13 protein-coding genes are annotated in these 25,021 nt (G+C 59.2%); 4 read left to right on the top strand and 9 right to left on the bottom strand.

Going from position 1 to position 25,021, the window contains the following annotated elements; translation table 11 throughout:
- The first annotated feature begins 108 nt into the window (after positions 1–108).
- Entirely contained in the window at positions 109–1,242 is a 1,134-nt protein-coding gene (locus R3O64_RS03100) for an ImmA/IrrE family metallo-endopeptidase (protein ID WP_339017273.1), read from the top strand.
- Entirely contained in the window at positions 1,239–1,733 is a 495-nt protein-coding gene (locus R3O64_RS03095; protein WP_339017272.1) for a DUF4411 family protein, read from the top strand. Before R3O64_RS03100 ends, R3O64_RS03095 begins: the two co-directional genes overlap by 4 nt.
- A 66-nt stretch (positions 1,734–1,799) precedes the next feature.
- Here the strand turns inward: R3O64_RS03095 and R3O64_RS03090 are convergent, their stop codons facing one another.
- The gene (locus tag R3O64_RS03090) at positions 1,800–3,299 is read right to left on the bottom strand and encodes a sodium:solute symporter (RefSeq protein ID WP_339017271.1); all 1,500 of its coding nucleotides are present in this window, start codon (positions 3,297–3,299) and stop codon (positions 1,800–1,802) included.
- Positions 3,300–3,539: 240 nt separating this feature from the next.
- Here R3O64_RS03090 and R3O64_RS03085 point away from each other — a divergent pair, with 240 nt between their 5' ends.
- Positions 3,540–4,256 (top strand): FadR/GntR family transcriptional regulator, encoded by a 717-nt coding sequence (locus R3O64_RS03085; protein ID WP_070523448.1) that lies wholly within the window; start codon positions 3,540–3,542, stop codon positions 4,254–4,256.
- A 9-nt stretch (positions 4,257–4,265) separates the two neighbouring features.
- Here R3O64_RS03085 and R3O64_RS03080 read toward each other — a convergent pair whose 3' ends face one another.
- From R3O64_RS03080 to R3O64_RS03045, 8 genes are all read right to left on the bottom strand, one after another.
- On the bottom strand, positions 4,266–4,976 hold the full coding sequence (locus tag R3O64_RS03080) for an N-acetylmannosamine-6-phosphate 2-epimerase (RefSeq protein ID WP_339017270.1): 711 nt from the start codon (positions 4,974–4,976) through the stop codon (positions 4,266–4,268).
- A 41-nt stretch (positions 4,977–5,017) separates the two neighbouring features.
- Positions 5,018–5,959, bottom strand: coding sequence for an ROK family protein (locus tag R3O64_RS03075; RefSeq protein ID WP_339017269.1), 942 nt, complete (start codon positions 5,957–5,959; stop codon positions 5,018–5,020).
- Between the two features lie 31 nt (positions 5,960–5,990).
- Positions 5,991–6,935 carry a dihydrodipicolinate synthase family protein gene (locus R3O64_RS03070; RefSeq protein WP_339017268.1) on the bottom strand — a complete coding sequence of 315 codons (945 nt, stop codon included), beginning with the start codon at positions 6,933–6,935 and terminating at the stop codon, positions 5,991–5,993.
- Positions 6,936–7,040: 105 nt separating this feature from the next.
- Positions 7,041–9,332 carry a 3'-5' exonuclease gene (locus tag R3O64_RS03065; protein ID WP_339017267.1) on the bottom strand — a complete coding sequence of 764 codons (2,292 nt, stop codon included), beginning with the start codon at positions 9,330–9,332 and terminating at the stop codon, positions 7,041–7,043.
- 37 nt (positions 9,333–9,369) lie between these two features.
- On the bottom strand, positions 9,370–15,933 hold the full coding sequence (locus tag R3O64_RS03060; protein WP_339017266.1) for a DEAD/DEAH box helicase: 6,564 nt from the start codon (positions 15,931–15,933) through the stop codon (positions 9,370–9,372).
- A 46-nt stretch (positions 15,934–15,979) separates the two neighbouring features.
- Positions 15,980–16,342 (bottom strand): hypothetical protein, encoded by a 363-nt coding sequence (locus R3O64_RS03055; RefSeq protein ID WP_339017265.1) that lies wholly within the window; start codon positions 16,340–16,342, stop codon positions 15,980–15,982.
- A 94-nt stretch (positions 16,343–16,436) separates the two neighbouring features.
- Positions 16,437–20,705, bottom strand: a complete 4,269-nt coding sequence (locus R3O64_RS03050) for an Eco57I restriction-modification methylase domain-containing protein (protein ID WP_339017264.1) — start codon at positions 20,703–20,705, stop codon at positions 16,437–16,439.
- Positions 20,705–23,728 (bottom strand): DEAD/DEAH box helicase, encoded by a 3,024-nt coding sequence (locus R3O64_RS03045; RefSeq protein ID WP_339017263.1) that lies wholly within the window; start codon positions 23,726–23,728, stop codon positions 20,705–20,707. The genes R3O64_RS03050 and R3O64_RS03045 overlap by 1 nt, the downstream gene beginning before the upstream one ends.
- A gap of 457 nt (positions 23,729–24,185) precedes the next feature.
- Between R3O64_RS03045 and R3O64_RS03040 the strand changes: the two genes are divergently transcribed.
- Entirely contained in the window at positions 24,186–24,920 is a 735-nt protein-coding gene (locus R3O64_RS03040) for a DUF4352 domain-containing protein (RefSeq protein ID WP_339017262.1), read from the top strand.
- Positions 24,921–25,021: the final 101 nt, after the last annotated feature.

Below are 25,021 nucleotides of genomic sequence, written 5' to 3'. Positions count from 1 at the left end.
TCAGCCGTTGTGAGCGTCCGGAGCCATGCTGTACGTACGCTCGTTTTATCCTCTAAACTTGCTTCCAACACTCAAATACCAGGGCAGTATGCATCGATAGGAGGGGCTATGACCGTGCGCGTCCCCATGTCCCCGCCTGTCCTTGAATGGGCAGTTGAGAGAACGCAGCTCCCCATCAATGAATTGGAAAAGAAGCCTGACTTCCACTCCTTGCGCTCTTGGCTAATAGGTGAAAGTACCCCAACATTCAGGCAAGCACAGAAGCTGGCCAAACTTGCTGGGATCCCTTTTGGCTATCTACTACTCGAAAAGCCCATCCAACGCACCCCTCGCCTTCCTGATTTTAGGACTCACGGGAGCACTCCGTTGTCCGAATGCAGCCCTGCGCTTGAGCAGACGATCTATGCCTGTGAACGACGCTTAGAGTGGTATGCAGAGGATGCCCTCGCCAACGGTATTGCAGGGCCTAGTTTTATCGGTCGGTTCTCTACAGATACGCCGCCGCAAAAGGCCGCCGACTGGTCAAGCACTCTTCTGAATTGGGCTCCAGGTAAGCATGAGCGTAACCGGAGCCGCGTAGCAACGCTGGCTGATGCTATTGAGCGCGCCGGTATCTTGGTTATGCGCAGCTCCATCGTGGGCAATAACACCCACCACAAGCTCAATCCTGATGAGTTCCGCGGTTTTACGTTGATCCGGAATTCCTATGGCCTCATCTTCATCAACACCAGTGATTCTGGAGTGGGCAAATTGTTTAGCTTGGCCCACGAGTTCGGCCACGTACTTCTTGGCGAACAAGGTGTTTCCGGCGACTCTCTCAATCAGCGCGCTGTCGAGCGTTGGTGCAATCAGTTCGCTGCAGAATTTCTTGTCTCTGCCAAGGACTTGCTCACAAAATGGTCCGAAACCAAAGACTTAGAAGCGGTGTGCCATTGGGCATACAAAACTTTCGGGGTCAGCCGTGACGTCACTGTATGGCTGCTCGTAGGCAACGGTGCGCTCCCCCGAGAAGCTGGTCAGCGCTTCATCAAAGAAGCCCCACGTCCAAGGACAACGCAACAGTCTGGCGGTGGTGACTTCACTCTTGGCCTACGCTCCCGTTTGGGCGGGCTCTTTCTCGAAGCGGTCACTGGAGCGCTCGCTGAAGGCAGAATTGGTGAACGCGAAGCATCCCGTCAGCTTGGTATCAAAAAAATCAGCACTATTGAGGCTTTGGTGGATCGCTACCAGGGGCTGCCATGACGCGCTACCTAATTGATTCCAATATTGTTATCAACGCGGTTCGAAGTTATCCTCGCGACGTGTTTCCAAGTTATTGGAGCTCTTTCGAAACCTTCGTGGCCACTCAAACGTTTTTCTTCCATGACACTGTGCAAGAAGAACTGGAACGGAGACAAGACTCTGTTTCATCATGGTTCCAAGACTTCGTCCCTCATGACCAAATCTTGCACGTAGACGACGCTGAAATTGAGTCATACCGTCTTTTATCCAAATGGGCAGCCTTCCAGCGCAAGCCTCGGTTTGATGAAGCGGCAGTACAAGAATTTCTCAATGACGCTGCCGATTCATGGCTCGTGGCTTCTGCTCATGCCCGAGACCTCTCAATCATTACCGATGAGAAACCCCAACCGCGCAGAGTCAACAGAGTAAAGCTTCCCGACGCCGCCGCAGCACTAGGGGTTCACTGCTCCACCTACTTGGATTTCCTCCGGTCACGAGGAATCTGTTATTGATTGAAGGCTAATAACCGCGCCGAGGTGTAAGTTAGCCCTGCCCCTCAGCACGGTGAAAGAACAGATTTATACCGTACTACGGCGCGTGTACTCAAGGTTCTTGCCATAGATGGTCAACCCTGTGATGTCGTGTTCATCAGCTTTCCGGAAGACGAACGATGCCATGTAGCCAATAACGAGAGTTCCTACGAAGGCGACAATCGAAACCAAGAATGGGCCCTGGTCCAGCTTTCCAGCAAAGTATGCAGCAACCGCTCCGCAAATGAGCCCGATGAGAACGCCATGGGAATTTGCGGACTTTGTAAAGATGCCCAAGACAAAGACCGCAGTAAGCGGAACTCCAAAAAGACCGGTAATCGCGAGGAACAGGTCCCACAGGTCAGATTGGTTGGTGATGATGAGATACAACGCAACAGCCAACCCGAAGGTACCGGCAGCAATGATGACTACGCGAGAGAAGGTAACCGACGCTTCTTTCGGGGAGAAGCGGTTATAGATATCCACGACAACGCACGCGGAAATCGAGTTGAGCGAAGAAGATATTGTCGATTGCGCAGCCGCCAAGATGGCAGCAATCAAGAGTCCGGCAATGCCTGCAGGCAGCTCCGAAATAATGAAATACGGCACTACAGCAGAAGTGTTGACTCCCTCAGGCAGACCACCCTTCGCTTCGTAGAAGTTATACAAAGCCGTTCCCATCCCGTAGAACAGCGGAATAGTTATCAGCGCCAGAATTCCGTTGACGATGAGAGACTTCTTCGTCGCTTGAATCGTAGGAGTCGTTTGGTAGCGCTGAACGACGTCCTGAGAAGAGGTGTACTGGTGCAAACTGTTCAGTACATTTCCGATAAAGATGAATGGTATCGAGGAGAAGACTGCATTCGTGGTGAAGTTGTCCGCTGAGTAGAACTTTCCTTCTTCAGCGGCGTTAACCACCGCACCGCTAAATCCGTCGGGAGTCATGGCCATGGCCGTCAGCACTACCGCTGCAGCGCCAGCCAGCAGCAGGATACCCTGAATCACATCAGACCAAATCACGCCTTCCATGCCTCCCAGGAAGGTGTACACAATACAAAGAGCGCCTACAAACGCGGCGACGACCAGCGGGTTGATATCTGCCACCGACGTGATCGCCAATGTTGGCAAATAGATAACGATGGCGATGCGCCCGACGTGATAAAGAACGAAGAGGAGCGAGCCGAGGACTCGGAGGGCTACGGAGAATCTCTCCTCGAGGTATTCGTAGGCCGTCGTGACATCCAGCTTCCTGAAGAACGGAACATAGTAACCGATCAAAATTGGAACAATGGCAAAAATAGCGAGGTTACCAGCCGAGTAGGCCCAGTCAGTCAGATACGCCTTTTCCGGAGTGGACATAAACGTGATGGCAGACAGCGTCGTGGCATAGATTGAGAATCCTGCCGCCCAGCCAGGAATCCTGCCACCCGCTTTGAAGAATTCGTCCTGATCACTGCCGGCCCTACGCGCAAAATAAGCGCCGACAAGAAGCATTCCCAGGAGATAGAGGAGCAGAACTATCCAGTTGAGTGTTCCGAATGATTGCATTTGACCTTCCCTTCAGGGCTTTCGGCATAGAGAGCTAAATCACTCTCTAATTTGTCTGTGCAACAAAGCATGTTAGAAGATACAATACATCAGACGTCTGATGTTTGAAGGGATTTAAGATATAGCCGTCTACCCCTGATCGTCAGAGCGGAGTGCTACTCCCCCGCAGCGCTCGTCATTTAAGTACCCCGCCAACGTGGAAGGCTTAAGATAGATCGAAAAGAAAAGAGGGATTAACCAGTGCACACCGGAACGTGGGGATTCAGTGAAGCCACACATCGCCCTGCCTCAACCACCCAGCAGGCTGTAGAAGGCATCAAACAATACATTCGGGACAACGCCCTCAAGCCCGGGGACACTTTGCCAACCGAATCAGAGCTCTGCGAAGAGCTTGGCTTCTCTCGCTCCTCTGTCCGAGAGGCCATCAGAATCCTAACGACGCTAGATATCGTCGACGTCAGGCACGGAACAGGAACGTTTGTCTCCAGCACGTCCCTCAAAGCTCTAGTTCAAGGACTCATTTTTCGAGCGACTCTCGACGCTGATGACAACCTTGAAACACTTCGTGATGTAGTGGAAATCCGGCAGGCGATTGATCTTGCTATCGGGCAAGAAATCACAGCCAAACTCGACCCCTCGAAGCTAGAGCAGTTGAGCATCATCGTGGAAAAGATGTCAGCCAAGCGGAAGCAGGGCCTAAACTTTGCCGAAGAGGATCGGGAGTTCCACCAAGTGCTGCTTTCCGAAATTGATAACCCGATCATCCGTGAGCTCAATGATGCCTTTTGGCAAGTGCACATGAACGTCATTCCACTTCGCAAGTTGGAAGAACCACAGGACTTCAGCAGGACGGTTCGCGCGCACCAAGACATCGTCGATGCTCTACAGAACAATGACCTGAAGAAGTATCAAGAGTCTGTACTCAGGCATTACGAGCCTCTGCTGACTTCGCTGTGACAATCCGCGTCAGCTATTGAAGCTCCGCGTAATCCAGGCAGGATCTGTGATGGCAGTGCCAATGATGATTGCATCGGCGCCAGCGCGCTTTCCTGCAGCCACATCCTCGCGCGAGGCAAACCTTCCTTCGCCGATTACAAAGGCATCCTCACCGCAGAGCCGTCGTCCCTCTGCCAAGCATTCAAGATCCGGACCTTCAGTCTTGCTCCGGAACTCTGTATAGCCAGCCAGCGTCGTTGAAATGATATCCGCCCCCGCTTGGTGCGCCCGCTGCATTTCTTCCGGGGTAGAACAGTCAGCCATCGACAAAACATTCAACCGGTGGCACTCGGCGACAAGATCGGAAAAGCTTGAGCCATCAGGCCTAGGGCGATCCGTAGCATCCGCACAGACAACAGCTGCCCCCGCCTCAGCCAATCGGCGCACGGACTCTACAGTTGGAGTGATATAAACCCCCTCACTCCCCTCCTTTGTCAGGCCGAAAACTGGTACATCTACTGCGGCTGCGATTGCCTCGACATCCTTGATGCCGCCATATCCGCCGCACCGGATTGCGCGGCTTCCGCCCTCAACACACGCACGGGCGACATGCGTCAAGGTGTGAGTATCGCGCATCGGGTGACCATCTGGCGCTTGCACCGAGACAATCACCGAGTTCCGAATCATGTCGTGAACTTCTTCTCGGCGTTCCGCCAGTTCACTACTCTTAAACCTAAACATATACCTGAGCCTTCTTCTGGAAATACCGCAGATAAACGGTGCTAAAAAGCGTTGTCTCGAGCAAAAGCCGCTGCGCCTACTAACGGTGCTGTCGCCGGAGATTCAGTAATCCGAATCGCAACGGAGCGATTCGGCTTCAACGCGAAATCCTCAATGGCCTGACGGAATGGTTCTTCCACAGCGGCCCCAATCTGGCACACACCGCCGCCTAAGACAACGGCATCGAGATCAAGCCCTGAAACAAGACCAGCCACCGCGCGGCCGAGGCCATAGGAATTCCCTCGAATAATCCGGGAAGCGAGCTCATCTCCCTGGTTCATTCTTTCCACGACCTTTTCGAGGGGAAGCGCTAACTGATCTCGCTGCTTCCACTGCACCCGCTCGCTCGCCGGGTTCATAGAAAATTCTTCATAATACGCAGCCAAGCTATTGCCACTCATAGTGTTTTCGGCGCGGTCCGCACAGCCCCGGAAATCAGCGCACAACAGTTCCGAAAACTCTCCGGCCGATCCGGTAGGTCCACCGAGCAGACTCCCGTTATCGCTTACCGCACCACCGACACCAGTTCCCAACGAAAGGTACAGGACTCTGCCGGACTGGAACTCCCTCGCGGCTCCGAGCATCAGCTCTCCGTACGCCCAGACTCGCACATCGTTATGAACGGCACACGGGAGGTCAACAACCTCTTTCGCGACTTCACGAAGGTTGGTACCAGCCCAGTTCTTAATGGTGTCCCCGTTGTAGGTGACGAGTCCCTCAGGTGCCTGAATCACTCCTGGCGAGCCAATGCCGATTCGCGCCGGGGCAATGCCCGATTCCTCCAACGCCAGCTGAACGGCTTTCTTAATCTGCTCCTGTGGCGAAGCCCCGGCCGGCTGGGTAGGAATCTTTCCCAACGCAACTGCCTGCGTTGGGTCTTCATCAGACACGAAGCCCCAACCAATCTTTGTTGCACCGACATCAAGCGCCAGCGTACTAGTCACTCTTCACTCGTTTCGTCGTAGTTCAGCGAAATTAGGGCTCGATCACCTGAGCGGCATCGACGATCTCATGAATCTTAGCCAGCTCCTCATCATTCAGAGCGACATGCGGACGGGACATCAACCCCGACGGGAATACGCCCAGGTGGTGAAGCGCTGCCTTGAAGCTGCCGAGGCCTTGCGAGCTTCCGCCCATGCGCGTGCCATCACCAACACCAACGATGGTGAAAAGGTCACAAATCTTAGACTGCAATTCCGCAGCCTCCGCATACGCTCCATCAACCAGTAGCTCATGCAACTTCACGTAGGAAACCGGGTCCACGTTGCCCAGACCAGGTACCACGCCATCGGCACCTGCCAGGTAAGCAAAGTCGACCGTAGTTTCCGAGCCGGTCAACACTACGAAGTCTTTCACCCCAGCCTTGTTGCGGGCACTAATCAGAGCACGCGTGTATCCATCATTGCCGCCAGAATCCTTGACACCAGCAATAACGCCTTCCTTGGCGAGGGAAACAAGAGTGGCAATGTCCAGCACCGAGTGAACGCTGACCGGAATGTTGTACGCGTAGATGGGAGTCTCGGGCGCGGCTTCGTGAAGAAGTCGGAAGTGCTCTGCAATTTCTACATCATGAGTACGAACATAAAAAGGTGCAGTAGCAACTAACCCTTGCACCCCGAGCGCGACGGCATCGTCAATGTGCTCGATTACTCGCGGAGTCGTCATATCAATCACGCCGGCAATGACCGGAACGCGCCCTTGAGCCTGTTCCACCACCGTTGCAATGACTTCCTTGCGCTGCTCTCGAGTGAGGAAAGCTACCTCACCTGAAGAACCGAGAACGAACAGTCCATGAACGCCAGCCTTAATAAGCCTCTCAGCCTGGCGCTTGAGGGCATCGGTGTCAACAGAGTAGTCCTCATTAAACGGGGTCAGCAGCGGTGGTACAACGCCGCGCAAAAACTGTGTGCTTGCATTCATGTTAGGGAACCTTCCTATTCGCCTTCGCACTTGAGTCATAAGACATCATACGTCTCCTGCGATTGTGTTGCAGTTCCTTTTAGCGAAAGAAGAAAACCGACTGACCTACCCCGGCAACAGCTCAGAGGCCTCCCCCACCACGCTCACCACGAGCACATCGCGGGCGCGCGAGGCCGCCACGTAGAGCAACGCCCGTTCGCGCTGCAGGGCCTCGTCGGCCTCGGCCGGCGCCAGCCCCTTCATCAGGTAGCGCTGCGGCAACGCCTCCCTACTCACGTCGAGCAAGATCACGTGCGTGAACTCCAAGCCCTTGGCGTTGTGCATCGTCATCACCGCCACCGGGCGCTCCCGGGACGTGCGCCGCCCAGTGCTCACCGCCACGCCCAGCTCGCCCAACTGCGTGGCAATCTCATCCTTGCGGGCATTAGTCCGGGTGAGCACACCGATGGAGACATCCTCATCCCCCGACGTCCAGTCCCGGATGCGCGCGGCCAAGGACTCAGCCTCCTCCGCCTTGCTCGCAGAATTCACCACAACCGGCGCAGGACCCTGGCGCACCGAGCGGTAGCCATGCAGATCGTCGATATTCTCTTCCGAATCCACCCACTCGGCACCGTCCAGAATCGCCGTGGCATAGCCCAGGTTCTGCCGGGTCGTGCGGTAATTCACGCGCAGCTTCGTGGTGGCGCGGCCGCGGGTTTCAATCCCATAATCACGCAGCACCAACCGCTGGCCATAAATGCGCTGGTGCGAATCCTCCGCAATGAAGATGTCATTCGGCCCGCGCTTGGCCACCGCACGCAGGAACTTCCAGTGGCCGGCGTGGAAGTCCTGGGCTTCGTCGATAAGCACGTGGTCAAACATGCCTTCAGTGCCGGTGCGGTGCTCCACGATGTGCGCGGCCACCACCGCCGCAGCCGCATACGTCAGCTTCCCAATCGACGCGCACGCCGCGTGGAAATACTCCACAATCGCCCACACCGCCTTGCGCTCAGCGCGGTTGAGCGGAGTCCCCCGCCCGGTACGCCGCGCACGCAGGTAGGTCTTCTCATCCGTGATCCCCTGCGTGAGGATCACCGCCGAGTACTCCTGTGCCAAAAACGTCGGGTGGGATTTCTCCCGCGGGAGTGAGCCACCTTTCAGCTCCGCGGCCTCCTGCCACTGCCGCTTTTCCTCCACACCATCCAAGCCTCGGGGCACAAAGTCCCCATCAATGTTGAGCACCGCAGCCATCGCGGCGGCGCGCTCGGCTGCCTGTGCGTTCGCCAGCACATCGAAGACGAGCGCATCAACGCCACTGATCCACAGCCCCGGCGCGCCATGCACGGAAGCTTCCGGGAACGTCGGGTACAGCTCATTCATCTGCGCCTTAAGCGCGTTGGCCAGCTCACGCGTGTAGGTGGTCAAAAAGACGCGCGCCTTCGGGTTCTTCTGCAGCAGGTACTTCGTGCGGTGCACCACCACCACGGTCTTGCCGGTACCGGCGCCACCCGTGATCCGCGCGGAGCCGGTGTGATCGGCTTCGACCGCGCGGCTCTGGCTTGGGTGGAGGAAGACGCGCCACTCGGCAAAGGACCCCTCGAGGATGGCTGCCAGCTCTTCCTCGCCGGGGTCGATGACGAAGGCCCTGCGGCCCGCCGGGGACTTGATGCCTTCCACCAGTGCCTTATCCGAGCTTGCCTCAGCCACCGCGGACTGTGCCAAGCCCAAATCTTCGCGCACCTCAGCAACGCTCATCCCGGACAGCAGCCCGACCACCGCATCTTGTTCCCATTCAGGCGCGCCCGCCAGCGCCGTCAACGCTTCCTCCGTCGTGGCTGCGCGCTCCAGCACCGCCACCGTCTGCGGGGAAAGACCAAGCTCATCGCTGAGCTCATGCTTGGCGACGCCCACCGCATCCCACGGCCGCACTCCCTCACCGTCCGCTGCGGCATCTGCCGAAGGCTCAGCATTCGACTCGGCTTCCGCCTCCGCTTTCGCCGCTGCTTCCGCAGCGCGCTGTTCGGCCGCCAGGCGCTTGGCGCGCGACTCAATCTCCGCCTGCGGTATCGCCGTCGAGGCCTCTGATGCCGTGGCATCCACGAGCGACGGAACGCCGGAGACCTCATTGACCACGAGCGTCTTCGACGTGGCGAGCGCATAGGCATCATCGTGGTTGAGGATGTCAATGAGCACGAACATGGTGTCGTTGCCATCGTGCAGCTCGAAGAGCACCGCGCGGTACTTGCGGTTGACGCGGGCTGTGCGCACGCGCTTATCCACCGCATCCTTGACGGGCTCCACGTGCAGCGACGGGTTCGTGGGATCGTCCACCAGCTTGTTATAGAACTCTAGGATCTGGTTTCCCAGGTTGTAGCGGTCCTCAATGCGGCGATAGAAGGACAGGCTCGTTGCCATTGCTTTCCTCTCTTTGAAATCTTTGAAATTCAGCGGATCAGGAGGCGCTCAGCGCCGCGGTCAGGGGATCGGGAACAGAATCAAAGTCAGCGCCGAAGACGGCATAGCCCTCGGCCTCGAAGGTAGCGCGCAGGTCCTCGGCGTCCTCGGCAAAGAGCAGCAGCACCTTGTGCTGCGGCCACTGCGCCACCACCGGAACACCGGAAACCTCACCACCCACGGAATCAGCATCCGGCTCGGGCAAGCCCGCCGCCGCCATAGCTCGTAACGCTGCGGCGACCTCCGGCTCGTCGGCGAAGGCATCCACTGCCTCGGTCCACTCAAGAGTCATTTCGACCGCTTCCGGTGGCTCGGCAGGCTCTGAGACTGGAGTATCAGGAAGCACCTCGTGTGCCACAGCATCTTCCACCGCGGACTCAATCACTTCTACCTGTGCAAGAATCGGATCCAGATATGCCATGTTGCTTAAGCTCAAGAACAGCCTCCAGGCACTCAAGTTTTCTGAGACATTGGTGGCATCAAATCGAACGCGACGACGCATCTTTGCCGCACTGACGGTGACAGTACTGAGATAGGTCTTCTCAAAACTGTCTACGACCGCCCTTCCTCCGTGAGCCGCTTGAGCAAATGCCGCTTCACTGAATAGCGACCATTTTTGTTCCGGATGCATCAATAGTTCTAACAGCTGTGTCAAAGGATCTTTCTCCAATTGGAGAAGATCATCCAATGACAAGTCGCTTCCTTCGACAATTGGAGAATAGAGTTTCGGCTCTGTCCACACCGGCGGGGCCGGCGGATCCTTGCGCACTGTTGCCTGCCGGGCATCGATGTCCTGCCACGTCAGCGACCACGGCAGGTAGCCCAACTCGTAGAGACCGTTGCGCTTATCAAAGTCATCCTTCACCCGGTTGTGCACCGCACTGGCGTGGAAGGCCTCGCCGTCGAGGTAGACGGCGATATCACGGATGGCACTATCGCGCGTGGAGAAGACGAAGTCCGGGATGGTTCCGCCAATCTGTTTTTGCTCCTCCATGACCCAATCATGGCGCGAGTCATCAAAGCTGATGTCCCACTGCGCGTGGTTACCCTTCATGGATTCCACCACCGTGGCGCCCTCCTTCTTCAGGTCCGCGCGCAGCTGCTCCACAAAGCGCTGCTCCAGCTTGGACTGCTCGCTGCGCTCCGGGCGCTCCTCGGTGAGATGGCCCTCCCAACTAAAGGAAGCGGGATCGGCATCAGTAGAGACCTGGAGGTCATCCGCCAGAATCTTGCGCAGCGCTACCACCGCGGCCTCACGGGAGGTCTGCGGGATCTGACTGCTGCGTGCGAAGGGCAGCAAACAGGACGGGCAGCACTGCCGCGCTTCCTCAGCGCAGTGGCAAGAGGCCAAGCGACGGTAAGCCACGAGCAGCATCTGGCGCACGTGTGCCGGTTCCGTGAACTGCGCCAGATACCCGGTACCACCCGGCACGGTGTCATGAATCAGCAGCATATCCACCGGGCTGCCATCGGAATCCACGCGCACCGGCTCCACATCCAGGTGGTCCGGGTTGCCGCCCAGGTACTCCTTAAAGCCCAGCTTCAGCGCCGCCACCAAGGAGGGCAGCGTGGTGGACTCCACCATGCCCAACAACGCCGGCAGGTGCACCAGCACCGCCTGCGTGCCCAGGCTGCGCCCCAGCGCAAAGCTAATGGAGTGCTCCTCAGCGGCGTTACGGTATTCGCACCACGGCGCGTGGTCCTGCCAGCGGTTCGCGCCCACATCGGAATCCAAGTGCCCGCAGCGCTCGCACACGCGGAACAGCGGCGCCTCGCACTCCACGGCAGCAAAGGTGCGCTGGCTGCCGCCGCCCAAGCGGCCCAGGTTCAGCCACCGCATCTCCACGTGCGCCAGGTACTCCATGCCGAAACCGGAATCGGACAGGTACCAGGCTTTACCGCGCCCACCTTCGGGCACGTCAAAGCTCAGCTGCGTGTGGAAGCGCAGGGAGGTGCGGTCATCAGAGATGTCATTAATAGCGGAGCGCGCCGCGTCCACGGTGGCGTAGACCTTGGTCATCTCCACCACATCGATGAGCTGGTCCCTATCCGCAAATCCCTTGGACCCGCACTCCGGGCACGCCCCCACCCGCGGGGCGGCCACGGCCACCTCCTCATCGCTGGAGAGCACCGCACCGGTGGCTTCCGAATAGGAGCACTCCGGGCACAGGCGCCATTGGGTCAGCGCCGAGTGGTGCTCACCCAACTCCACCGAGTCCACCTTCGCGCCCACGCCCTGCACGTAGAAGGTATTGCCGGGGGCTAGCTCCGTGAGCGCCGAAGAGACACCGCGGCTATAGCTATAGGTCTCCGTCTCAAATTTCTGTACCTCCTCGTTGAAGGAGGAGACAGCCAGGTTGAACTCCACGGCATCATCCAACAACGTGAAGTTCGGCAGCAGCCCGAAGCGCTCCAAAGCGCTAATCCAATACTCATCGGCGTGGTCCTCCAGCTGCTTGCGCACAAACCTCTGGGAAGCAACCGTGGCATCAAACTGGTTCTTCAGCTCATCATCCTCCACCGCGAAGGCCTCCACGCGTGCCTTCAACTCGGTCACGCGCTTGCTCAACACCTCTAGGCGGGACAAGAGCAGCTTCTGTGTTGCACCCCAACGCTCGCGTGCGGATTGCAAGTCCGCCACCATGCTGGACGCAGCACCATCCGAACCCGGCAGGCACCAACCGCGCAGCTCATCCAGAACTTCCACCGAGGCATGCTGCGCCACCGTAGAAGCAAAACGCTCATAGGCCCCCAACACCGCTGAAGGCGAAAGCTCAACCAGCGCATCCACCACGGAGTAGCTGGCATACGTGAACACATCGCGCGCGCTGCGCAGCTGCTCCACCGAACCCGCCACATCAGTGCTATCCAACAGATAAGCCACGAACTGGCGGTGCATAATATCGCGCGCGGACAAATACGCCGCGGGCGCTGTCACCGAACCAGCGATGGTTTCCAACGGATGCTCCAACGTGGTCAATGCACGCCCGCGCCCGCGCACCAGCGCCACGATGAGCGAGTTACCCGTCAAACGCCCGGCGCGTCCCACGCGCTGCACGTAACTGGCAACCGTGTGCGGCATGGAGGACAGCATCACCGTGGACAGATCACCGATGTCGATACCCATCTCCAGAGTCGGCGTGGCCACGAGCACGTTCGGTGCCGAAGCGGACTGCTCCGCAAAGGGCCGCTTGAACTCATCCTCCAACTCCTTGCGCCGTGGCGTGGGCACCAGGCCCGTGTGCTCTTCCGCCACCACGGTGCGGGTATTCGCGCTGCGGTAAAGGCGCTGGTAGTAATTATCCTCCACGCCCACCGGCACGAAGTGCCCGGTACAGGACAACGTAAAGCACGCCACCGAAGACATCGCCTCACGCGCTGCAGCATCCACGCCCACGCGCAGGTGGCACACCGGGCATTCCAACAACCCCGGTTCGGCTTCTTCGCGCACGATGATGCTGCCCGGGTCCAGCGCATACACGCGCCCGCCCGTGGCCGTCGGCACGGAGAACACCACTTCCTCGAACTCGAGCTGCTTGAACAACTCCGCCACCTGGTTGGCGGCATCGAACGCGCTGCTTGTCGAAGCCCCCAGAGCCGCCTTCGTCCACCGCGCATACCAGCCCTTCTGGGAGTCCAGCGGCATCGTCGCGTTGTTATCGCGCTTGCCCAACGCCCCCTTGAGCGCTGCCCCCGCACGCGGGAACTTCGGCGCACCACCGCGCACGAAGGCAGGTATTCCCTTGGCACGCGCCTGACGGCGGTTGAGCAACCACGGGTTGCAGTCCTGGCGCAGGTACTCCTTAAACCACGGGTGGGCAATGCCACCGGCAATGCGCATGTACTCCACCACTCCACGCGCCCAGGCCAAGAGCTCCGCATCCGTGGCCAGCGTTCCCGCCACCGCACGCGCCGCCGATAGCAGCACCGAATCAGACACGCCAACAGACACCGACAACGTCCCCGTTGTCACCAACGAGCGCGGCAGATCCACCCGGTCACCGAACTGCAACGCCAAGTCCAAATCCAAGCGCGCCTGCAACGCCGCCAACGCACGCCGCTGCTCCGCAGCACCAGCGCCCTTCTCCCACACCGCCCGGTAGCGCGGCGACTCCTTCAACTGCGGCGGCAACAACTCATAGAGCGCCCGCGACCTTACCGCCGGTTCCGACTCCTCACGCGCATGCTCCACCATGCGCGCGGCCACCGATGACAACGGCACGCCTGCGGACGAAGATACCGTCGTTTCAGACGACGAAGACGATTCAGAGGAATCAGCAAACGAACGAACCGCTCGCCAGATGCGCGCACGCAGCGCGAAGGCGCGCGCACGGCTTTGCACGAAGCCTGCGCGGTGCGCGGCATCTTGCACAGAGTCCGCGAAGACCAGAGTCTTCTTCTCCGCGGAATCCAGATCATCCATGCCGAAGAGGTTGCTCAGCGCCACCGAAAGCAACGTGGCCACCGAGGAACCCAGGAAGCGCATCGCATCGTCTTCACCACAGGACGGGCACTGCTGCGCCTTCGCACGCTCCTCCGCATCTTCACCGGAGTACACCAACACCGGCACCACTGGGGATTCCTCCATGGTCTCCGAATCAGGTGCCTGTGGCGTCAAACCCGGCAGGTCCAGGTTCAACCACGCCACGCGGGAGCTCTCGCCGTCTGCGCGCGTAACGCCCTGTGCCACCTCACTCGTGGCATCAATGAGCGGGCGCTGGCGCTCCGGCGCGCTGATAGCAATGCGGCGAATCTCCTGCGGTGCGGTGACATACGCGTCACCACCAGGCTGCTCCGCCAACATCCATCCGGAGCGCCCACAATGGCGGCAGTAGATCGCCGGCAACCACGCCTTGGGCGCATCGCCAGCAGCCTGTACCGTGGGCGCGCCCATGCCGCCATCATCGGACCACCTGAACACCGAGGTGCGCGACGATGATGCCACCGCTCTATCAATGCGGGAGATCTCACGCACCCACAAGTGCAGCTCCACACCGGGGAACTTCTTTCCATCCCAGCCCAACGCAGCACCGAGCTCTGCGCGGACATAAGCGATGAAGGACAACATCAGCGACAAGAACTCGACTGCCAACTCGCGGTGGCTGCGCAGCACGCTGGCCGGGAACACTCGCGATACCAGCGGTTCCACTGCCACGATATCCGTCCCCGGCACACCAGCTTCTCCGTGCTCCAGCGGCACCGGCGTTGCCGCCTCACGCAGAATCGCGCACACCAACTCATTGCCCGCCATAGCTAGAACCGAGTCAGCCAAGTCCGGGGAAGAATTCAATCCAGGCAAAGAGCCGAACACGTGCCGGCTCATCGCCTCAAACACCGCCACATCAAACGACGATGCATCTTCAGCAGAACCTGAAACAGCAACCGCAGCCGCCACCTCATCAACGACGTTCTGCATAACCTCCACCGAAGGAGTTGGCGTCACTGGTGAAAGCACTTCAGCAACATCGGAGCACGAAGAGTCTTCGTCGTTTGAAACGACAGCACGCAGCTTCGCCACCAATGGTCCGACCGTAGACTGCCACTCCTCCACGGTCATGAGTGTCTCCCCGACCACTGCATCCGGTGGCATCTGCTCGCCGAAGACCGTGTAAGCAAAGGACAGCATATCGCTATGCGGTGCCGCAGATTCAGCACTTGTGCCTTCGGCGCTTTCGGCACTCTTGTCCCCCAACGTTGCGGAGGTCGCCACCGGAGTTACCTTGCCCAAAGGACGCTGCGCATCTTCTGGTGAAAGGAAACCCTCGGGCTGGTACTTCTTGAGCATCAATCCGAGTCGGCGCAGGAGCATCGCCACGTCCGTACCTTGCGCTGCGTCATAGGTGTGGAACTCATCGAGCACCAAGTACTGCAAAGACCGCGCGGATTTCTCCCACAGTTCACGGTCCTGCTCACGCAGCAGCAACTGGTCCAACATCTTGTAGTTCGTCAGCAAAATATCCGGCGGGGTATCCCGTAGCACCGAACGGTCAGAAATCAGACCATCCTTCGATACCTTCCTGCGTCCTCCCGTGACCACCTCACCTGTGTAGATACCCGCCGCCACCCCAGCGAGCTCAGCCTCCGCATGCAGCAACTTGGCCAAACGGCGTTCCTGGTCGGACGCCAGCGCATTCATCGGATACAGAATCAACGCCTTAATTCCGCTGCCATTAGAACGGCGACAATGATCCAGAATCGGATAGAGGAAGGACTCCGTCTTACCCGACCCCGTGCCCGTCACCACCAACGTGGGCGACGGTCGCCGCTTCGACCCCGTCGAATAGTCAAACGAGGACAGCCGCTCGAATGCTTCAGCCTGGTGGCGGTAAGGCTTGAAGCCGGACGGTAGCCACCCCAGAATCCCATCCCAAGACTTCGCCGGTGCATAAGGCAAGCATGTGCGCACATACGGCCCGTAGAACATACCGCCCTGCGGGTCGTTGAGGAACTCCCGCAGCTGCTGGGAGGTCAGGTCCTCTGCCAGGGAGAAGGTCGTGGTGAGGTACTCCGACAACCCATCAACAATGTGGGTGGAGGCGTATGTAGGGATGAGACTCGACATAAGGTGCTACTTCAATACTTTCGGTCTTCGCTTCTGGCTTCCGGAACTATTGCTGGTTCATCATCGCAGCATACTTTTCATACGCCGCCGCCAAGTCTGCTTCGCGGTCCAATGGTGCAAATGGATACTCAAAGACGTATTCCACGCCAGACTGCGGATGCGTCCACGTACGATCCGCTTCCGAAAGCTGCTGCCCATCCTTGAGCTTCTTCTCCAACTTCAGAACATCACGAGGAACCTTGCGACCATTAGCGTCATACAGGTCTTCCTGGTCGTAGCGCCTCATCACTGGGAACTGAGTCCGGTAAATCATCAGCAACTCATCCAACGTCACGCCCAAGGACAAAGCCACCATGGCATCGATTTCGTTCTGGGTGTGGAAACGGTCGCGGGCATTACGGATAGCCACGCCGAACGACCATTCCGCTCCCATCACTTCTTGCCAAAGGGGCGCATAGGCGCTAGTAACCGCATTCAATCTCAAATAGTTCTCTGCGGCAGCATCAACAAGAAGTGATGAGGACACTCCCGGTACCTGTTCCATAACGGAAGCACGTAGGTGGCTTGCGGACGACGAACGGATAAAGAAGTCGACAAGCAGACTCGAAAACACAGCGCCAGCTAGCACCACTTCCAAATTTGATTTGGGTTTTCCTGCAGTACCTACTGGGTCCACATGCGTTGCTCCGGGGGGGGATCAACGCCGGGTAACACGTCCTAAAACCGGTAGTTGCCGCCATAATCCTCCAACCAACCCGGTATTGATTCTTTACCAGCATCGTTTCACCGTCTACCTCCCATACTCCGTAATCACGGTCGTAAGACTCGACCGAGCGATTGGGCAGGTACGCCGTCGCAGGAATGAAGTCTTCAGAGATAGCCTCGAGATCAATCTCGGACCAATCCTGGTTGTGCTTCATCGTCGGATTCGGCTGCTTAATCATCGGCGTCGAAACACCAAGGTGCGGCCCCTGAAGAATCACGTCATCCCAGGAATCGGGATGCTGCCACGATGTATCGAAATACCCAGCCTTCTTATACGTGGTTTCGTTCCAGCCACCTGAATAGTGGAGGCCGAGCGACTTAATACGTGGCGCCTCTGCGAGCTTCGCCAAGACATCAGCCGCTTCGCTGTTCACTGAGTAGACAGTGCGAGTTTCAAAGAGCGGTGTACCCGGTTCCTCAATGATCGAGTTCCACACCTTGAGTGTGTCCTCATCGACCGTGATGATGCGGTCGCGGTGTGGTCGTAGGTCCCATTTACCATCATCGTCCTTGAAACCAGGAAGGTTTCCGGTGCCGTCATGGCTGAAGGAATCGATGACCGTTCGCGGGTGATACAGCGATGCTGCAGAAAGGAAACCTGGTTGTTCTCGCCGCTGCCCATAAACATGAATTCCGTAGCTCACGAGATGGTGCACATCGAAAAGCGACAGCTCATTAATGAACTGCCAGTGCCGGCGCAGCCGTCGGTAAGCACCAGCCCTCAGCGCTGCTGCTCTCTTCTCCGTGAAGTGGGACTCGGGGTGGATGAGTGAGATGATGCCATTCTCGGCGGCGTTTGCCCACGTACGTTCCATGAAGCCGCGGTAGAGATCGGGCTGTTGGTTCTGCAGGTGCGGGTAGCGGGTAACGTCGCGAAGCACTGCTGCCGTGGTTACTGCCTCGCCGGCACCCTTCGATAGGGCTTCGAGGATACCGGGGGCGTCGGCAAGCGCTTCCCTGCGTGCCTTCTTTTCAGGTTGCGTTGGTTTGGTCGCCAAGCTGAACCACGGATCAAACTCGGAGAGAAGGTCATCGAAGTTCACTTCGGGACGCACCCACGGCGGGTTGCCCACCTGGAAGTCGAAGCCGCCCTTAGCCATGACGGTGGCGAAGTCCAGGTCCCAGTGGAAGAAGGCTTGTTCCTGGGCAATGGTGTTGGCGGTTTTTAACCACGGGTGTGCTTCAAGGACATCCTTGTAGCGCAGGCGGCCGGAGGTGGAGCGGTCGAGTGATTCGACGTAGTCCAGTTCATCCCAGGACATGTCGAAGCCGAAGGCGTACTGGTTGTCCTTGCGGTAGCGCTTCTGGCCTTCGTTGGGGATTCCGAGGAGGTCCTGCATGGTGGCGAGGTACTCGGTGATATCGGGAAGCTCGTCCGTGGCGGTGACAGGCCAATACCAGAGTGCATTCCATGCGTTCATCGCGGTGCGCAGGCGAAGGTAGGCGCCCTCGTTGTTGTGGAGGAGTTCTTCCTCCACCTGGGCGCGGGTGACCACGTCAGTGCGCTTGGCGGTGTTGGGTTCCTGGCCCCACAGATCCAGGTCACGGCGGACTTGGTCCTCGGCGATGCGCAGGCGGATAAGGGAGAGCTCCCAGAGGCGCTCAACCTGGTTGGACAGTGCGGTGGCGAGCTTGGTCTGCGTCTTGTTCAGTGGCTTGCAGATGGATTTTTGCCAGGCCTTCATGGCCTTGATTTCTTCCGCCGCGAGGTTCTTTAAGTCCTTGGCGTCCACCGCACTTCCCCAGCCGTGGCTGGGAACAAGGAAGTGGTGGATGCGGCCGGTGGGGTGCTGGTCCGTCTCGTTGGCATCGATGGCATCCGCTAGTTGCTTCAGCGGGTGGTGCTGCGGGGTCAGCGTGAGGTAGTTCTGAACTCCCTTCTTCTTCGATGCGGTGGTGGAGACTTCCTTGGCGCTGAAGGTGGAGCGGGTGGCGCCCACGAGGGAGTTGCCGTGGCGCAGGTGCAGGCCGAACCACGGGGCCTTGAGCTCCTTGGTCATAGTGTTGAGCCACAGGGAAATTTCGGCCAGTTCCACCGCGGTCTTGTTGAGGTCTACGCCGTAGACCTGGTGCAGGGCGATGGAGGCCTTGACCTTTTGCAGCTCCTGGGTGCGGTCCTCACCGGGGACTTCCTGGCCCAGTTCGGCTTGTTTCTTGGTTAAGTAGAGCTCGGCGAGCTGGTTGACGGCTTCCACGGCGAAGGCGCCGGAGCCCATGGCGGGCTCACAGATGGTGAGGGTGAGGATGTCATCGGCGTTGTCGATACGGCCGGTGGCTTTGAGTTCCTCAATGGCCTGGCCCACGGTGAACTCGGTGATGAGGGGTGGCGAGTAGAAAGACGCGGAGCGCTCGCGGTCACGGGAGGATTGACGGTAGACAAAGCTGCCGCGGGCGTGGGTGCGCTGGACGCGTTCCACGCCGCCGTGTTCGCTTTCGCGGTCTTCGTAGACGATGGAATCCTGCGGGAGCGTGCGTGCTTGTGGTTCGGGAACCACCCAAGAGCCCTTGGAAGGATCGCCGTGCTTGGCTACTTCCACGAGGTCTTCTTGCGCGATGAAGCCGGTATAGGACATCAGGCCCTCGTAGACCTGGCCCAGCTCAGTCACACCCAGGGTGGCGTAGGAGATGAAGCCGCGGTCACTGCCCCGCTTTTCTTTGGTGAGCAGGAGGTTCTGCAGGACCTTGTGCAGTGCCAGGTTGGAGAGCTTGACCTCATCGATGTAGGAGGTTGCTTCAGACTTGAACAGGTCCGCGTCGAGGTTGCGGAATTCCAGGCCGTCTTCGGTGGCGTTGGCATCGAAAAGCTCGGCGTTCGCATCGTGTGGATCGTGGCCGCGGTTGACGCGCTCGAAGAGTAGCTGGAGGCTTTCGTAGAGGTGCGTGCCGTTTTGGGTGCGGTGCGTGGTGGGCTCGGTGAGGATGAGATCCCGCAGGCGGGAGAGGCCATAGCCTTCGTCATAGTCGTTGTCCCCGGTGGGCAGGATTTGTAGTTCCGGAGAGGATTCGGCGAAGAGAAGGAAGAGGATGCGGTAAAGGTAGCGCAGGGCTTGGTTAGCCAGTTCGTTGCCGTCGATGTCGGTGGTGACGTGTTGTTCGTTGTTGGTGTGCTGCTGCGCTCCTGCTTTGTCCTGCAGCGCTCCTGCTTGGTGTTGCAACGCTCGACGTTGCAACACGTCGTTGCCGATGATCTCAATCGAGGCCTTGATGGCACCGCGCAGTTCCTCGGAGACTTTGACGGAGTGTTCGCGGGCTTGGGCTAGGGTGTCGAGCCACCAGGTGGTGCCGTCGGCACCGCGCATGGTGTGCTCGGCGGCGAGGATGGAGACAACTCGGGGAAGCTCGCCTTTGGCTTTCTGGTCGTTGCGTTCAACGGCCAGGCCTAGATCCACGGCGAGGTAGCGGCCCAGCGGCCAGGTTTCGCGCTCTGCCAGGACTGCCCAGCGGCCGGCGAGGACCAGGATGAGGTCAGGGGCCTGCTCAGTGAGGAAGAGCTCGCCGACGAGCTTGGCGGCGGTAATATCGAGGGCCTTGGCCTCACCGTTGGAGCTTGTGTTGCCCAGCTCCGGGTCGACTCCGAGAAGCGGGACGGTGGTGAGGTCCTCCACGGAGTCCATCTGCCCGGCGCGCAGGATGACCAGGGAGTGGTTCTTATCCGCGGCGGCGGTCAGCGTGAGGGGCTGGCCGTTGCGAGAGAATTCCAGGCGCTGTGGCTGCGGGTAGCCGAAGGCCACGGAGACGAGGTCGTAGACCTCGTGCAGTGCATCGTCGGATGCCTCCATGGAAAGTGCGGAGAGCTTGGTGTGCAGTGCTTCCCTGCGGGAGGTCAGGCGCAGCAGCGGGGATTGGGTGTGCTCGTGGCCGGCACTCTTGGCGGCCTTGTCCGTTGCTTTCCACTCTTTGACGGCCTCCTCCACGCGCTTGCCAAAGGAGCTGCCTTTGTCATCGGTGGTGAGGTAGTAATCCGAGATCCATTCCTCGACGTTGATGATGGAATCGAAGTCTGCCATTAGCGTGCCTCTGCTTCGTTAGTGTTGGTGTGTGCGGCGCTGGTGTCTGCGGCGCTGGTGCGTGCAGCGTCGGTGTCGTCTGGGAGGATGAGCGCGAGTGGGCGCACGAGGGAGCGCTCCGGGGCCATGGATTTCAACAGTTCCTCGTCCTGGTGGATAAGGCGCTTGGTGTCCTTGATCTTGAGGGTCTGCTGGCCGGCGTTGGCCTCCTGCCAGTGATCGGCGCGCTGCTGCCAGCCGGCGATGCGCTCCTGCGCGTGGTCCAGGTTGGTGTTCTTGACCACGGTGAGGTGGCTGTGCGCGGCCCCGACGGCGGCGGCGATGAGCTGGCCGGCGGTATCGGGGACGGCGAACTCGCCGGGGTTGATGGCGTTGTCCGTCAGGCCAATGCGGCCCAGCCAGGCATAGATGTCTTCGTGGACCTCAATGTCCACTGCCTGCATGCCGGCGGGGACATCAAAGCCGAAGGGGCCTTCCGTGGCGGTGAGGAAGGTGCGGGAGAGTACCTGGCCGCGGGAGTTGGTCAGGGTTCCCATGAGCAGCAGCGTCGGTGTATCCACTGCGCCGAGCACGGCCGGGATTTCGCTTTGGGCCATGTTCGTCAGGGCGCGGTCGGCGGCCCACTCGGAGACCGGGTGCAGCGGGCCCAAGAAGTGGGCGCGCGGCCAGGACTTCTCCGAGTCGCCTTCGCGCGCGGCCTTGAGGTGTTGGTTGCCGCGGCGCGCGGAGGTGGCGAGCATGAGGCGCTCGGTGACCTTGCGGTAGGACACATAATCCTGGGGCAGGTAGTCAAAGCGCCGGCACAGATCGCGCGGAGGGGCTAGCTCCGCAATGTCATTTTCGTGCAGTACATAGTCCACGCCACCGGCGCTCAACGGTTTATCGGCCGAATCCTGGTAGGCCTCCGCCAGGGCGTCACCGAGGTAGTCCTTCTCCGCGCGGTAGAGGCTGTGGCGCACCGAGCGGCGCGACGGCGCGGGGGCGGCGTCGTTGGTGTGCTCGGTGTTGTTGGTGTGCTCGGCATTGTCGGTGCGCTCGGCGTCGTCCGGGCCGCTGGTGGACGCGGCGGCGAGAAGGGCCCAGATATCGCCGTTCAGGCCGGAAGGGTTAGCGGTCTCCTCAGGTTCGGCGGCACGCGCGGGCTTGGCGTGCGCACCGGTAAGGATCTCCTCCGGGGAGGCTACGACTTCGTCGAAGTCGCGCTCGTGCATGAGCACCGCGCGGATCTCATCCTCCTCCGCCTTGGGGTTGTGCTTGCCCATGAGCGGGGCGGCATCGCCGAGGAGTTGGTTGGCGGAATACTCGCGGTCAATGAGGCGAGTGAGCACGCGCAGCTCACCGATGGAATCGGCCACCTCCGCGTCCTTCGGGTCCAGCAGAAGGGAGGTAATCTCCGGCTCGTGCTCCTGGCCGTAGCGGTCGATGCGGCCGTTGCGCTGCTGGATGCGGATGAGCGACCACGGGATGTCATAGTGCACCAGGTGGTGGCATTGGGCGTGCAGGTTGACGCCTTCGGAGGCGACGTCGCCGGTAATCAGCACGCGCAGAGGGGTGTCGGTGCGCTTGAATTCGTCGATAAGCGCCAGCTGATCCGAGTCTGACAGACCGCCGTGCATGACCTTCACCGCGCCCTGCGGGAGCTTGAGATGCTTGGCGACGTTCTCCTGCAACCACCGCAGCGTCGCCACCCTCTCGGAGAAGATGACGACGCGGCGATCGGAGCCCTTCTTAACGCCTATCTCCATGAGGTAGTCAATGAGTGCTGCGAACTTGTTGGAGTTTTCCTCCGTGACCTTGTTGTTGAGCTCGGCGAGGCGCTCCAGCTTGTCCTGTTCCTTGGGCTTGTCGAGCTTCTGGCGCGCGGCAATGGACTCCGCCAGCGCCGCCGGGGAGGATAGGAAAGCCTTGACCAAGGTCCAGGGGAAGAGGCGATCATTCGCCGTGGTGGCCGGGCCGTTCACCCAATCCTCGGCGATGGCGCGCGCCACGGCGTTTTCCTCCGGGGAGGCATCCACCAGGATGTTGCGGGGCTCGCCGCGCTTGGCCCACTTCTCCCCCACCACGGAGGCGACCTCCGGTGAGTTGCGGTGGCGGCGGATGATGAGCTTCTTCGCGGCCTCCATGTCGATGGAGCCGTCCGGGAGGACGGAAAGCGGGTCGAGCAAACGCAGGATTTCCTTGAAGGATTCCTCCCGCCCGTTGTGCGGGGTGGCCGAGGCCAAGATGAGGGACTCGGTGGTCGGCGCCAGCGTGCGTGCCAGCTCATTGTTTTGGGAGCCGGCGTTCGTGGCGTTGTGGATCTCATCGATGACCACGGCGTCCCAGCGGACCTTCTCCAGCTGCGCGCGGTACTTCGGTGCCTTGAGCGTGTCCATGGAGACGATGACGCGTGGGAAGTAGGTAAAGGGGTTCTTCGACGCCGGCAGCTTCTGGCGGACCTTCTGGATGCCCTGGCTGTCCAGGCGCACCAGCGGGATGGCGAAACGCGTCCACAGTTCCTGCTGGAACTGCTCCATGACGTGCTTGGGCGTGACGACGAGTATGCGCTCTCCCCTGCCGCGGCGGATGAGCTCCGCCAGGATCATGCCGATCTCCAGCGTCTTGCCCAGACCGACGGCATCCGCGAGCAGAACGCGCGGGCGGATGCGCTCATCGGAGAGCGCCGACTTCACGGCGGAGAGCTGATAATCCAGCGGGTCCGCCAGCATCTGCGTGGCTACCTCCAACTGCTTTTGGTACAGCGGCACCGGCGTGCGGCGCAGCGTGGACTCCAGCCACAGGCGGGTGTAGCGAAACTGCGGTGACTCGTCCGGGCGGACGGTGACGTTGGCGGGGTCGAAGACCTCGATGTCATCGAGCGCGGTGAAGAAGGTGGCGGTGGTATCGCGCACGTAGTCGCTCACCCCGCGCGCCCGGATGCGGAAGCCGTCGGTGGTGCGTGCGACGTTGCTGACCAGCCAGTGCTCGTCGCGGCAGGAGATGGTCACGCCGGGGGCGAGCTGGGAGTAGTCGGAAAGGCTCATGGAGTCCAAGGTAGCAGCGGGGATGGACCTTATTGGGCTGATTGTGGCTCAGGAGTTCGAGAAAATGAGAGCAGAAAATGCTGCAGCCAGAACTGCCGCTTCCTAGGTTGTGCGGCCGCCCAGCATCGATCCCACAGGACTTTCTCCCTGAGCGTCACCACACATGGTCATTTTGCAGTTTCAGAGTCAAATCCAAACCACAAGTTCGAGCCGTAGTAGAGACATATTGGAGTGAGATTTCCAGAGAACAAAGGCTCTTGATTTTGACCCGAAAGACGAATAAGCGATATTTATATCGTGACGTTTTCTCGTCTCCAGCAGACGCCAACAAGCGCAGACTGACTATCTACCCGAGCGAAACCATCGCTACGCCCCATGCCACCACCGGCGGCCCTTTTAGGTTTAGCAACAGGTGTCCTCTCCTTCGACCACCCATCATTGAATGATTCGATAAAACATGGCAATTGACAACTCAAACCCGTTCTACGTTCCCGAAGTTAGGAAGCAAAGCTTCCTCAAGAAACCGGTGCCCCTTTGGTCATTGGGCGCCGCGCTAATCGCAGGTCCACTGCTAACCTTCGGCGCCATCACACTCACGGATAATGGAACGACTGACGCTCGGGTAAACACCGGCGAGAATTCGTCGGCGGCTCCAGCCAACTTACACTCGACTGCACCAGGTTCGACTTCAACCGGACAGGATGATTCCCAGTCTTCGACAGACGAAGGTCAAAACATTTTTTCAGTGGGAGAATTATCTACAAACCATGGGATCCGCCTAACAGTTGACTCAGTTGAGATGGTTAACGAGCTAGAAATTAAAAAAGAAGCTCGCGATTACTACACTGATTCAGTAACTTTAACCCCAGATAACGACGGAGCTAAGTTTGTCCGAGTAAACACTTCTATAACCAATGAGAGTTTCAAAGCCCTACATTTGTCATGTGGCTTTGATGGCTACACGGTGCTTATGAATGGCCAGGGACAGGAATATACTGCTGTTGGAAATTTATACCATCTTGAAGGGAACCCTGACTGCTCCGATTCAATCGCTCCTGGATTCTCAGGGAAGGCATCGTACGTCTATGAAGTGCCGGACAACCACGAATTAGGATACTTTGTCTACACAGATCCTTCAGTCTCAGACGCTACCGAGAATCCGCCCCTTATTCGTTTGGGAGAATCCGTCTAGCGAACACTTTAGGTTCAGATAGCAGACACCTCCGCTTCACGGGGTAATAGTTAAACACAGCCCCCTTCCAATAGAGCTTTGTATAGGAACCGAGTTGGAAA

This window comes from Corynebacterium hesseae (assembly GCF_037850265.1).
Lineage (GTDB): Bacteria > Actinomycetota > Actinomycetes > Mycobacteriales > Mycobacteriaceae > Corynebacterium > Corynebacterium hesseae.
The sequence above is the reverse complement of the archived record's forward strand: the minus strand, read 5'-3'. Positions and strand labels throughout refer to the sequence as shown.

Excerpts from the sequence above, each read along its gene's own strand:
- R3O64_RS03100 (WP_339017273.1), top strand. The coding sequence starts at position 109 with ATGACCGTGCGCGTCCCCATGTCCCCGCCTGTCCTTGAATGGGCAGTT.
- R3O64_RS03095 (WP_339017272.1), top strand. The coding sequence starts at position 1,239 with ATGACGCGCTACCTAATTGATTCCAATATTGTTATCAACGCGGTTCGA.
- R3O64_RS03090 (WP_339017271.1), bottom strand. The coding sequence starts at position 3,299 with ATGCAATCATTCGGAACACTCAACTGGATAGTTCTGCTCCTCTATCTC.
- R3O64_RS03080 (WP_339017270.1), bottom strand. The coding sequence starts at position 4,976 with ATGTTTAGGTTTAAGAGTAGTGAACTGGCGGAACGCCGAGAAGAAGTT.
- R3O64_RS03070 (WP_339017268.1), bottom strand. The coding sequence starts at position 6,935 with ATGAATGCAAGCACACAGTTTTTGCGCGGCGTTGTACCACCGCTGCTG.
- R3O64_RS03065 (WP_339017267.1), bottom strand. The coding sequence starts at position 9,332 with ATGGCAACGAGCCTGTCCTTCTATCGCCGCATTGAGGACCGCTACAAC.
- R3O64_RS03060 (WP_339017266.1), bottom strand. The coding sequence starts at position 15,933 with ATGTCGAGTCTCATCCCTACATACGCCTCCACCCACATTGTTGATGGG.
- R3O64_RS03050 (WP_339017264.1), bottom strand. The coding sequence starts at position 20,705 with ATGGCAGACTTCGATTCCATCATCAACGTCGAGGAATGGATCTCGGAT.
- R3O64_RS03045 (WP_339017263.1), bottom strand. The coding sequence starts at position 23,728 with ATGAGCCTTTCCGACTACTCCCAGCTCGCCCCCGGCGTGACCATCTCC.
- R3O64_RS03040 (WP_339017262.1), top strand. The coding sequence starts at position 24,186 with ATGGCAATTGACAACTCAAACCCGTTCTACGTTCCCGAAGTTAGGAAG.